The sequence below is a fragment of the Glaciecola sp. 2405UD65-10 genome (genome assembly GCF_048820975.1).
Lineage (GTDB): Bacteria > Pseudomonadota > Gammaproteobacteria > Enterobacterales > Alteromonadaceae > Glaciecola.
The window spans coordinates 2357127-2369271 of sequence record NZ_JBMEUF010000001.1 but is presented as its reverse complement, the minus strand read 5'-3'; the positions used below and the strand labels follow the sequence as shown (position 1 = coordinate 2369271).

General features: G+C 43.7%; 11 protein-coding genes. 5 read left to right on the top strand and 6 right to left on the bottom strand.

What is annotated here, in order from left to right; all coding sequences use genetic code 11:
* Together ACOI22_RS10575 and ACOI22_RS10570 are read right to left on the bottom strand one after the other, a co-directional pair.
* Positions 1-546 carry a DUF1285 domain-containing protein gene (locus ACOI22_RS10575; RefSeq protein ID WP_420671992.1) on the bottom strand — a complete coding sequence of 182 codons (546 nt, stop codon included), beginning with the start codon at positions 544-546 and terminating at the stop codon, positions 1-3.
* 6 nt (positions 547-552) lie between these two features.
* Entirely contained in the window at positions 553-1464 is a 912-nt protein-coding gene (locus ACOI22_RS10570) for a DUF3014 domain-containing protein (protein ID WP_420671991.1), read from the bottom strand.
* Between the two features lie 185 nt (positions 1465-1649).
* On the opposite strand from ACOI22_RS10570, the gene ACOI22_RS10565 reads away from it, so the two are divergent.
* Positions 1650-1958, top strand: coding sequence for a DUF6482 family protein (locus tag ACOI22_RS10565; RefSeq protein ID WP_420671990.1), 309 nt, complete (start codon positions 1650-1652; stop codon positions 1956-1958).
* Position 1959: 1 nt separating this feature from the next.
* Here the strand turns inward: ACOI22_RS10565 and ACOI22_RS10560 are convergent, their stop codons facing one another.
* Positions 1960-3276 carry a DEAD/DEAH box helicase gene (locus ACOI22_RS10560; protein WP_420671989.1) on the bottom strand — a complete coding sequence of 439 codons (1317 nt, stop codon included), beginning with the start codon at positions 3274-3276 and terminating at the stop codon, positions 1960-1962.
* Positions 3277-3437: 161 nt separating this feature from the next.
* Here ACOI22_RS10560 and ppiC point away from each other — a divergent pair, with 161 nt between their 5' ends.
* From ppiC to ACOI22_RS10540, 4 genes are all read left to right on the top strand, one after another.
* A complete protein-coding gene (gene ppiC, locus ACOI22_RS10555) occupies positions 3438-3716 on the top strand; it encodes a peptidylprolyl isomerase PpiC (protein WP_420672359.1) in 279 nt (92 codons plus the stop codon).
* Positions 3717-3818: 102 nt separating this feature from the next.
* Positions 3819-5960 (top strand): molybdopterin-dependent oxidoreductase, encoded by a 2142-nt coding sequence (locus ACOI22_RS10550; RefSeq protein WP_420671988.1) that lies wholly within the window; start codon positions 3819-3821, stop codon positions 5958-5960.
* Positions 5961-6045: 85 nt separating this feature from the next.
* Entirely contained in the window at positions 6046-6426 is a 381-nt protein-coding gene (locus ACOI22_RS10545; protein ID WP_420671987.1) for a hypothetical protein, read from the top strand.
* A 79-nt stretch (positions 6427-6505) separates the two neighbouring features.
* Positions 6506-7402: a homocysteine S-methyltransferase family protein gene (locus ACOI22_RS10540; RefSeq protein WP_420671986.1), complete on the top strand. Its 897-nt coding sequence runs from the start codon at positions 6506-6508 to the stop codon at positions 7400-7402.
* A gap of 16 nt (positions 7403-7418) precedes the next feature.
* Here ACOI22_RS10540 and ACOI22_RS10535 read toward each other — a convergent pair whose 3' ends face one another.
* The 3 genes from ACOI22_RS10535 to ACOI22_RS10525 form a co-directional block, all read right to left on the bottom strand.
* Positions 7419-7913: a hypothetical protein gene (locus ACOI22_RS10535; protein ID WP_420671985.1), complete on the bottom strand. Its 495-nt coding sequence runs from the start codon at positions 7911-7913 to the stop codon at positions 7419-7421.
* 240 nt (positions 7914-8153) lie between these two features.
* Complete coding sequence (locus tag ACOI22_RS10530) at positions 8154-8807, bottom strand: glutathione S-transferase family protein (RefSeq protein ID WP_420671984.1); 654 nt, start codon at positions 8805-8807, stop codon at positions 8154-8156.
* Between the two features lie 105 nt (positions 8808-8912).
* Positions 8913-11996: a beta-galactosidase gene (locus ACOI22_RS10525; protein ID WP_420672358.1), complete on the bottom strand. Its 3084-nt coding sequence runs from the start codon at positions 11994-11996 to the stop codon at positions 8913-8915.
* Positions 11997-12145: the final 149 nt, after the last annotated feature.

Below are 12145 nucleotides of genomic sequence, written 5' to 3'. Positions count from 1 at the left end.
CTAAAATTCGCCTATGCAAAATGTATAGCTACCACTTTGTAAATTAAGCTGAGTTTTCCCTTCAAGGGGAAGCTCATTGGCTTGCTCTACCCACCGGTATAACACATTTTGATGCACACGGGCCCAAAGGTTACGGCGTATATTGCAATAAGGAACAAGCTGCCCTTCAAATTCCCTAAGCTCTACTTTGTGCTTGTTGCCTAAGGTAACGGCGTCACCCGTTTGGGTTTTAACCTGTATACCTGCATCGTTTGTTTCGTCGTCAATTATTATGAAAGGTACGTCTTCTACTTTAATTCCAATTTTTTCAACGGGAGTCACTAAAAAGTAGTCATCGCCTTCTTTTTTTAGCACGCTTGCCAGTAGCTTAATAAGTTTAGCGCGGGTAAATGGTGTACCTTCATGCCACCATTGGCCGCTGCGTTTAATCACTAAATTCATATTACCGCAAAATTCAGGATCCCACTTATCTACCGGCGGCATACTGCTTTGTTCAGCCTCGCTACCCGCTTCACTTATTTGTTGTTGAATAGATGCAAAGTCCATAGCTGTCTATGATTCTCTTGCTTCTAGTGCATCCTTAAGTGTTCGCAGCACATCTTTAATGCGGCGCATGTTATCGGGGCCTGTACGCAATAATTGCTTTTGCGGGCCCGAGAGCGCTTCTATGCGTGGGTCTTTATATTTGTACACTACACTTTCACTAAACACTTCAATAGGCATGGGTACTTCTGGGGTGTCGAGCAACTCGTTAATGGCGTCAATTAGGGCATCATCAAAGCGAGCGCCAGGGCGGCTTATTTCAGCAAATCGCTCATCAATATCAGCTTTGTAAGTATCGTATATACTTAGCAACTCGCTCACTTCCATTGATTCAAGGGTATCAACGTATGGTGTGTAGCGGGTATAGCTGGCTCGGTCTATCCACTTTCCGCCTGCTTGGTTATAGGTTTTAAACTCGCCATCAGGAGTAACCACTAAGCTATCTTTTATGGTGAGCTCTTCATCAGCAAGGTTGCTTACATTAATAACGAATTTTTGGATAAGGCTGTCGTTTACCAGCAACTTGCCTAAAATTGGCGATTTAGCAATTGATATAAGTGCGCTTTTTACGGCTGCATCACTGGTATCTACCACAATCTCTTCAGGAACTTCTTCGGCTAAGTATTCTTCTACTACGCTTTCGCCATTTAACTCTACTTCTTCTATCGCTTGCGGGGGCTCAAATACATCGGGTGATACCATATCAGTAATGCCGGTTTCACTCTCAAACTGGTTAGGGCTTGCATTAGGCGCAGGTTCGCCAACTACCACTGGGCTAGTATCGTTTTCTTCTAGCTTATTGGCTGTATCGCTATCATTTGATGCTGGCCAAAATATCACGGCCAACAAAATAACAAACAACACCCCAGCAATAATTAAATAGGGCTTCATTTGTTCAATTTGACTTTGTTCATTCGACATATAACTCTCCTGTTAAGATATCTGCAAGCACATGGGTAGTTTAGTATACATGGTGTTGGCGCTGTAATTTTCAATATACGCGCTTTTTCTTCTATTCACTTTAATTTTCACTGAACCCACTGGGGTAAATTTCGTACAAACTTAGGTTACAAGCCAATTTGGAGTGCCCTAGCGGTGAAAAACAAATGAAAAAATTTTTGATGGCTGACATAAATCAGCAAGCTATTGATATAGACACTTTAGAAGTTCAGTCGTTCGAAATGAATGTATATTTAGTGAAATTACATATTGAGAATGAGTCAGGCTTTGTTTACGACAATGCTGACAAACCCATGCGATTTTTTAGTACGCAGCAAATTCGTGAAATGTTCGAAATGTGTGGCGTTAAAAAGGCGATCATGGTGCATGATTCGCCTTACGATGAAATGATTGGAAACCCTGAAAAAGCCCAAGAATCTATAGGCATTCCATTTTCCATGGCGCAGCCCTATTAATTTAAGGCTTGTTGCGTGCAGGGCGTCGATTGTTTGAACGGTTGCCCGATTTTGGATTGCCAGAACCTTGGTTTTCTTGCTTGCGAGCTCCTGATTTTGGTGCGCCTTGGCGTGCATTTTCAGGGCGCGGTTTTTTAGGGCGCTTTGCTTTTACAGGCTTCAATGACATAGCCGGCAAACTTTGTTTTGATGACAAGCCCGGCACATCTATTACCGGAATAACTTGCTGAATCAGGTTTTGAATATCAGCTAATTGCTTCACATCTTCAATAGTGACAAATGAAACCGCTTGCCCTGAGGCGCCAGCGCGGCCTGTTCGGCCAATTCTGTGCACGTAGTCTTCAGCCACGTTTGGCAAGTCGTAGTTTACTACATTAGGAAGTTGGTCAATATCTATGCCGCGTGCGGCAATATCAGTGGCAACTAAAATTCTAAGTTCACCGCTCTTAAACTCTTTTAATGCTTTTGTACGTGCGCCTTGGCTCTTGTTGCCATGAATAGCCGCTGACGTAATGCCTTTGCTAGTTAACTGTTTAGCTAGGCGGTTTGCACCGTGCTTAGTTCGGCTAAATACTAAAGCCTGTTGCCAATTGTTACTTTCAATTAAATGGCTAAGTAATTTACTTTTATTCGCTTTCTCTAAAAATACAACCGAGTGCTCAACGTTACTCGCCGTGGTGTTTTTAGGCGTAACCGACACTTCAATAGGATCATTCACAATACTGCCGGCAAGGTGACGAATATCATCGCTAAAGGTTGCTGAAAATAACAAGTTTTGGCGTTTTTGTGGCAGCAATTTTAAAATGCGTTTTATGTCATGAATAAAGCCCATGTCGAGCATTCTGTCGGCTTCATCAAGCACAAGTACTTCTAAATCTGCAAATTTTACGGCATTTTGGCTAAATAAATCTAACAAACGCCCTGGAGTAGCTACTAATATATCAACGCCACGGCGCAGGTTTTTCATTTGCGGGTTAATAGACACGCCGCCAAACACTACGTGTGAGCGGATATCAGTATTGGTTTTGTATTCATCCACATTGGCCGCTACTTGAGCCGCTAATTCGCGAGTAGGGGTAAGTACCAGTGCCTTAATATGGTTAGCGCGCGGCGCTTTGTAGTGAGTGGCAAACCGTTCAATAAGCGGAAGCGTGAAGGCAGCTGTTTTACCAGTACCGGTTTGGGCAGCGGCCATTACATCTTTACCAGACAACACGGCAGGAATGCCTTGTTCTTGTATTGGCGTTGGCGTTTTGTAGCCTTTTGCTTCAATAGCACTTACTAAGGGGCTTGATAAACCTAGGGAAGAGAAACTCATATATTTGGGGTACTTTTAATGTGGAGGAGGAAACAGGCGCGAGAGTATAGTAAAAACGCGCTCAGGGCAAGCAATACCTGCATTTGAGGGCGGCAATTAAAGTGCTTTTACCCGCGGTTTTAGGTATTATTCGCGCATATTTGTTTACCTTGGACATTATTATGGCTAGCGCTTGCGCCCTACATATTTTAGTTAAAACCGAAAAACAAGCTCAGGATATTCTTGAGCAGATCAAAAAAGGCAAAGATTTTAGCACCTTAGCTAAAAAGTATTCTACTTGCCCGTCGGGTAAAAAAGGCGGTGATTTAGGTGAATTTAAACGTGGGCAAATGGTAAAAGCCTTTGACGACGTAGTATTTAAAAAAGAAATTCTGAAAGTGCATGGGCCTGTAAAAACTCGCTTTGGTTATCATTTAATTAAAACGCTGTATCGAAACTAGTAAAACGAATTATTCATAGCAATGATGCTTGTGTATAAGGCGCTTAAGGGCTAAATTAAACTTGTTAACAATACGTTAATTTAACGTTTAATAAGGTTTTTTATGGCAGCGTCAAAACAAAAGCATTTTTCTACCTGTACTTTGTGTGAAGCAATGTGCGGTATTGAAGTTACCACTGAAGAAAGACAAATTGTGTCAATAGTGGGTGATAAACAAAACCCTTTCAGTGAAGGCCATGTATGCCCCAAGGCCATGGCGCTTAAAGACTTGTATGATGATCCTGACCGTATAAAAACACCTCTTAGAAAAACAGTGAATGGCTGGGAAGAAATTAGCTGGGAGGAAGCCTTAGATGAAGTCGCCAACAGTTTATTTAAGGTACAGCAAGAGCATGGGCAAGAATCGGTAGCCACTTATTTAGGGAATCCTAACGCTCACAACATGGGGGCTATATTGTTTGGCCCCTATTTTTACCGAGCATTAAAATCACATAATCGATATTCCGCGACGTCAGTTGACCAACTCCCTCACCATATTGTGAGCCGCCAGTTGTTTGGGCATCAGTCTCAAATCCCTATTCCTGACATTGATCACACCCAGCATTTCATGATTATTGGCGGCAACCCTTTGGCTTCAAACGGCAGCATTATGACCGTGCCTCATATCAAAAAGCGTTTGAAGGCCATTCAAGCGCGCGGTGGTAAGGTGGTAGTGATTGACCCTAAAAAATCAGAAACCGCCGATATAAGCACCCAACATCACTTTGTGAAACCGGGCAGCGATGTGTTGTTATTGCTAGCAATGGTAAACACCTTATTTACGCACAAGCTTACTAAGCCGGGGCACTTGCTTGAATACACCCCGCAGCTAATGGAAGTGGAACAATATGTGTCTCAATATACGCCCGAAAAAGTGGCTCAGTATGTGGGTATTTCAAGTGATGACATCATAAGCTTGGTAACTGATTTTTGCCAAGCAGAGTCAGCCGTTTGCTATGGGCGAATGGGAGTGAGCGTGCAAGCCTTTGGCACCTTAACGCAGTACATGATTACGCTGTTTAATATGCTAAGCGGAAACCTTGATAAACAAGGCGGCATGATGTTCACGCAACCTGCGGCTGATTACTTGCCACATTCGGGGCGGGGGTCTATTGCTAATTACCATACCCGAGTACGCAAGCTACCCGCTTTTGGCGGAGAGTTTCCTGTGGCGGCATTGGCCGAAGAAATGCTGACCCCAGGCGAAGGGCAAATTAAGGCTTTAGTGCTAGGAGCGGGTAACCCTGTGTTGACCACACCAAACGGTTTGCAGCTTGATGACGCCATTAGCAAATTAGATTTCATGGTAGCGATAGACTTCTACATAACTGAAACATCGCGCCATGCGAATATTATTCTGCCGCCGGTTACGGCTTTAGAGCGTGATCACTACGACATTGTGTTTCATAATTTCGCGGTACGAAACAGCGTAAAGTTTTCTCCTGCCCTATTTGAACCTGAAGAAAATAGCAAAACCGATTGGCAAATTTATTTGAGTTTAGCTGAGCGCTTAGATGCTTTAAACGGCAAACCAAGTGATAAATACAAAGCGCTTTGGCAGAAAGAGCCAACTGGTGTGGTGGATGATTTGCTTAAATCAGGTGCATATAAACACGAGGGCAAACCCTTAAGTATAGAGTTACTGCGTGAACTTCCCCACGGAATTGACTTAGGGGCACTTCGCCCAGATTTACCCAATGCTATTTTCCACGAAGATAAAAAGATAGATTTGCGCTTTGATTATTTTATGGCTGATTTAGCCCGTGTAGATGCACATTTCTTTGAGCAAAGCCTTAAAGATGATAACACCTTGCAGCTAATAGGCCGCAGGCATTTAAAAACCAATAATTCTTGGCTTCACAATAGCAAGCGAATGGTAAAGGGGACTAACAAAGGCCTATCACGATGCACTGCGCAATTGCACCCCGCCGATGCTGAAAAGTATAAGCTAAGCCATGAGCAAACTATTCGAGTGAGTTCTCGTGTGGGGAGTATTGATATTCCGCTAGAAATTACTGAGAACATTATGCCCGGCGTTATTTCTATTCCTCATGGATGGGGGCACAACAAAAAAGGCATGCGCTGGCAAGTAGCCAAAGAGTATGCGGGTGTGAGTGTGAATGATTTAAGTGATGAAATGCTGTTAGATGAGTTGTCGGGCAATGCGGTGTTAAACGGAGTGCCTGTTACTATAGAGGGTTTATAAACGCCTAATTTGTATTGGTTTATTTATTGCATTGCTAAGTGTATTGAAACTCAATGCACTTAGCATCTACTACTACGGCGTTTTTATGAAATTCTCTATAACTTGGGCCAATACCTTAGATTGGTTTATGGCCTTGCTCACTGCATTACTGTTAATAGCCGTATTGCAGACCTTTATAATTGGTAAGCACTACATTATTCCTACCGCTATACTGTGCCTTACCGTGCTAATAGGAAATTTGGCTTGGTACGGATTAAAAAATGCGGCATGGGCAAAACGTATTAATTTTTGGTGCGGGTTTTTGCTCACCAACCATGCATTTTTTGCACTGTTTTGGTCAAAAAAATATCGTGAACTCCTTGGTGGTGCATTTGAGCCAGTATGTGTGGTAGTAACCGTAGTGCTGGCCATAGTTACCCTTTTGTATTTTAAACATAATTTTTCTGCTAAAACGCAAGCTCAGTAGCGCAAAGTATTTGCGTGGTTGACTTTAAGCAAGCAATCGCTAAGCTTCACCTCTTTTATTCGTTTAGGTAAGTAAAGCCATGGCTCACATAACACTGCTTGATGGCGGCATGGGGCAAGAATTATTGCGCAGAAGTGCGCGTGAAGTTAGCCCTATGTGGTCGGCTGATATTATGCTGAATGAGCCGCAGCTAGTGTGTGATTTGCATAGTGACTTTATAGCGGCTGGCGCGCGTGTGATCACCCTTAATACCTATACGGCAACGCCTCCCAGGCTTAAACGTGAGCACCAACTCAATGAGCTTCAAAAGCTACACGACTTAGCCAACCAAGCGGCGCTCACCGCAGTAGCGCAAAGTGGACAAAGTAATGTACGTATAGCCGCTTGCTTACCGCCACTAGTGGCCAGTTATCATCCTGAAATGTCTTTATCGTACGCTGAGTCACTCAGCTATTACCGGCAATTGGCTGAGCTACAAAATCCAGCCAGCGACTTATTTATTTGCGAAACCATGTCATCTATTTTAGAGGCTAGTGCGGCTAGTGCTGCGGCTTTAGAAACCGGCAAACCTGTTTGGATTGCCTTAAGTGTGTGTGATGACAACCAGCAGTTATTGCGAAGTGGTGAAACCCTTAAAAGCGCCATAGAAGAACTCGATGCCCTAGGGGTAGAAGCTATAGTACTAAACTGTAGCCAACCTGAGGCTATTACCCACAGTTGGCCTGTATTGAAAAAATCTGCTAAGCAAATAGGGGCTTACGCTAACGGGTTTACTTCAATAGAAGAATTATATCCTGGCGATACCGTTGAAGTATTAAATGCAAGAAAAGATTTGGGCCCCCAAAAATACGCAAAACACGCCATGAAGTGGGTGCAAAACGGCGCTAGCATAATTGGCGGATGCTGCGAAATTGGCCCCTTGCATATTAAGGCGCTGCGCGATGCCCTTATACAATCAGGCTATTGCTGCGATTAATTGAAAAAGGGCGATGCTAATTCGCCCATTTTTTTCTATCAGCGCTTGAGGCGCTTTCTTGGCATTCTCCGCGTATTTCAGTAGTGCCTTGTACCGAGCTGAAATCTAATTCAATGTAACTGTTTCGGCAGTACTTTGTTTCAGCGAGTTTAGCTTTTAGCAATGGCGTTACACTGGCTCTAATATCTTCTTCTGACATTGTTGACTGACCGCCGCGACCGCCTCGCTCACCACCACCTTTGTTTCCTCGCTCGCCGCTACCTCCTTGCCCTCGGCTAGGTCGCTCGCCTCTATCAGAACGCTCACCCTTTCCGCCACGCTCGCCTTGCCCTTTACCGCCTTTTTCGGACTGCCCAGAGTTCACAATAAATAAGAAGCGTTTTGAGCCGTCTTTTTGAATGCTAGGTACAAAGCTTTGAGAGGCTTCTTTTGAACGCTCAGGCTTATGTGCGCAAGCACCTACAAGCACGCTACTGACTATGGCCGCAATGGCGAGGTTTTTAGATAACACTATGAACTCCAATTTTTCACAAAGCCGATAGACCATGCTTTAGCAAGATAAGTTGCATGAACTAAGCAATCTAGCTAAAAACTGCACATTTGCCGAAACCGCCCCGTAATTACCTCGCCACCTCGTAATTAACGCCCCCCGTCATTACCGAGAAGGCGGTAACCTCCAAATTACCCGCACCGTCATTACCGCCCGCACCGTCATTACCGCGAAGGCGGTAACCTCCAAATTCGTCGCTCGTTAGCGATCTTCGCCGGCTTCATCTATGGTCACAATGTCGGTTTCTTCTAGTGCAGAATCAATCCAGCGTTTAAGATCTTCACACGCCAATACATGCTTCATATAGCTTGTTGCGGCTTCGTTTAGCTTTACATCGTAGGTCACAAAACGCAGTACAACAGGCAAGAACATTGCGTCAGCAATACTCCATTGGCCGAATAACCAGCCGCCTTTTTGTGCAAATTCTTCGTATTGTTCAGACCAAATTTGCTCAATACGAGCTATATCAGCAAGGGCTTGCTCACTTAGCTCAACACGGCGCTTGGCGCGTATGTTCATAGGCATTTCATTTCGCACGCCTGAAAAACCACTGTGCATTTCACAGGCTATAGCGCGGGCCTTAGCGCGTTGCGACACAGCAGCGGGCCAAGCTTTACCTGCTAAATGGGCGTCATTGATATATTCGCATATAGCCAATGAGTCCCAAACAACGGTATCGCCGTCAACTAAAGTAGGCACTTTTAATGAGGGCGTAATACCTTTTAGTGCGGCGTAAAATTCAGGGGTATCAAGTACAAGTTTAGTTTCACTAAAATCAAGGCCTGATTTAGCCATCATAATCCATGCGCGAAGCGACCATGAAGAGTAGTTTTTATTGCCTATTATAAGTTGCATTGCTGGGTCCTTAAGCTTATTTGTGTGCATAAAATATACACACATCAAGCTTAAGTTCCACAATTATTTGCTGCTACTTATAGCTATTCAGCACCCGTATTTTTGCTATTTAGCGCTAATCTTAAGGCTATAGCTATATTGTTTTTGCTCAAGTAAAAATGCCTTATGCGTACTGGGGCTCCATGAGTCATCACCGCCTACACCCATGTGTTTATGATCAATATTTACATATAACACATCACTTGGCTTAAGCTCATTAGTATGTTTCGCGCTAGCTAAAGACGCTTGTGAATACTCACTAACTGAAAACAAGAACTCACCTTTAACATTAAGCTTTCCTAAAGAAAGAGACTTACACCCACTACGTAGCCCGTTGTCAGTAGGAAATATATACGGGGTGTGCAAGTTCGCTAAATCAGATGAGTAAGCACCAAATCGAGCCGCAGCAATACGGTCAGGATAATTTTCAAAAGGCCCTAAACCACAATAATTTACTGTAGAAACCTGCGATTTCGCTAAGGTAGTGCTAAGGCCAATGCGCGGCATAGGGGGCAGGGCATCACTTAAATTTACTGTTACGCTTAGGCTTAGTTCACCTTGTGCATTTAAGCAGTAAATCCATTGGCTTTGCGCTTGTACTTTGGTTTCAAAGGTATAGCTAAATAAGCAGGTAATACGTACATCGCTACCTGAATCCTGTAAATCAAGCTTGTTACAAACGCGCTCCCAGCGGCCAATACCTGCACGTAACCAGCGAGCTTCCCATGCGTTAGGGTCAATGTTGTCAACTTCGCTTACGCCAATGTCATTATCAAGGGCCGCGCGGTAAAAATTATCTTCTAAAGGCCCGCTTAAAACAGGCTCGTTGTTTTGAATCCATTGGCGAATTAAGCCGGTGGAAGCATCAATTACTAACTTGCTTTGTGCATTGCTAATAATTATTTCAGCGCTGGTGCTATCAATTGTAAACCCGTGTTCAGCGGTACTTTTTGAAGCTATAGGCTTTAAGCCCATTAAGTTAGCTACCGTAAATTGCTCGCTTGCCATTACGTGCCCAGCATCGGCAAAGTCGCAGTCATCAATAAGCACTACATCAACATTTAGATGATACTGTGCGCCTAATTCAAATTCGCTGGCAAGTGTTATGCCTACAATAGTGCTATTTTGCGGCGCAATATCTAATGTGTATTTGCCTTGCTCTACTTGCTTGCCGTTTTTGAGTAAGGTCCACACTAATTCTTCGTTGCTCGTATTCCTAAATACGTAGTCACTCGTAATTGATAGTGCTAATTCTTGTTGCTGCAGTTGTTGTAAATCAAATTGAAAATGCTGTTGGCAGTATTTTGCTTCATATAAGCTAGGATGTGCGCTGCGATCAGGAAACAACAAACCATTTATACAAAATTGGCGATCATTTATGGTGTCACCAAAGTCACCACCATAAGCCCAGTAGTGGGTGCCGCTGTCATCTACTTTTGACAAGCCTTGATCAACCCAGTCCCATATAAAGCCGCCTTGCAAGCGCGGATATTCGCGAAAAGCCTTCCAATAATCTTCAAAACTACCCAAGCTATTACCCATGGCGTGGGCGTATTCGCATAATATAAGTGGGCGGGTTTCATTTGGTAAACTAAGCCATTTCTTGATTGAAAATTTAGGGACGGCGTCATCTTCTATGTCGCTATCTACCCTTGCGTACATAGGGCAAATTATATCGGTAGCTGTGGTGTTTGAGCCGCCACCTTCATATTGCACGGGGCGCGAAGGATCTACACTTTTAGACCACCCATACATAGCATCATGGTTTGCACCATGGCCGCACTCATTACCCAATGACCAAATTATGATACAAGCATGATTGTTATCACGCGCTAGCATTTGTGTATAGCGCGACATAAACGCACCGGCCCATTGTGGGTCTGACGCTAAGCGCCCCATGGGGAACATGCCGTGGGTCTCAATATTGGCTTCATCTACCACATATAAACCCAGCTCATCACACAATGCATACCAGCGTGGATGATTGGGATAATGCGCAGTGCGCACTGCGTTGAAGTTGTTTTGTTTCATGAGCTTAATATCAGCAATCATGTCGGCTTCACTTACCGCATGGCCATTTTCAGGATGATGCTCATGGCGGTTAACACCACGTATAAGTATCGGCTTGCCGTTAACGCACAATTGCCCTGCAATCATATCAACTTGTCGAAAACCAATATCGTAGGCTTCAAGGTCTACTACCTCACCATCCTCGTTATTTAAGCTTATTACGCAGCGATACAAATAAGGCGTTTCTGCTGTCCACTTTTGAGGGTTTTGAATATTTAAGCTTTGAAAAACCACATCATCCCAACCGCCTTTTTCATCTACGCGCTTGGTATTTGTGCTTTGCATGTGTGCGTCACAAATGGGTGTTTCGCCATCAAATACTTGCACACTAATTGTGTAATTTTCAGGAGCCGTAATTGCAGTGCGCAAATGAAGCTGCGCATCGCGATAACATGCATCTAACTTAGGTGTAATAAACACATCTTGAATGTGCGCGCGGGGTTTGCTGAGCAGCGTAACATCGCGAAATATCCCGCTTAGCCACCACATGTCTTGGTCTTCTAGGTAGCTGCCATCACTCCAGCGCATCACCATAAGAGCAATACGGTTAGTGCCAACACTTAAATAATCGCTTAAGTCAAACTCACTCGGTAAGCGGCTATCTTGCGAATAACCTACCCATTCACCGTTACACCACAAATGAAACGCTGAATTTACGCCTTCAAAAATAATACGGGTACATTGCTTAAGTTTAGCTTCTGATACATCAAATTCAGTTCGGTAGCAGCCGGTAGGGTTGTCGTTAGGCACATATGGTGGGTTCACCGGAAAAGGATATTTCACGTTGCAGTAAATAGGTTTATCAAAACCTTGCATTTGCCAGTTTGAGGGAACGGTAATGCTGTCCCAGTTTGCGTCAGTATTTGGGGCAAGCAAGGTGCCATCAACATCTTCTGGTTTAGCAAATAACTTAAAATCCCATTTGCCATTTAGGCTGCGCTTTTGCGCATTCTTTTTACGCAGTGCATCACTAAGTGAGGTATATCCATTTAGTGGGCTATGGGCATGCAGCTGATTAATTTGATAGCTTAAATGGTTTTCCCAATCGCGGCGTTGAATAACTTGTTCAAGAGACGTCATTTTTAAATGTGATATTTGATGTGTTGTCATACTTAGCTTACCTATTGCAATGGCTATTTAGAATTAAGCGCATACCTATACTTGTATAAGCGCAATATAATAGCGAAAAAGCGCTTTTTGCTTTATGCTTAAAACTATCTAATTTTTGT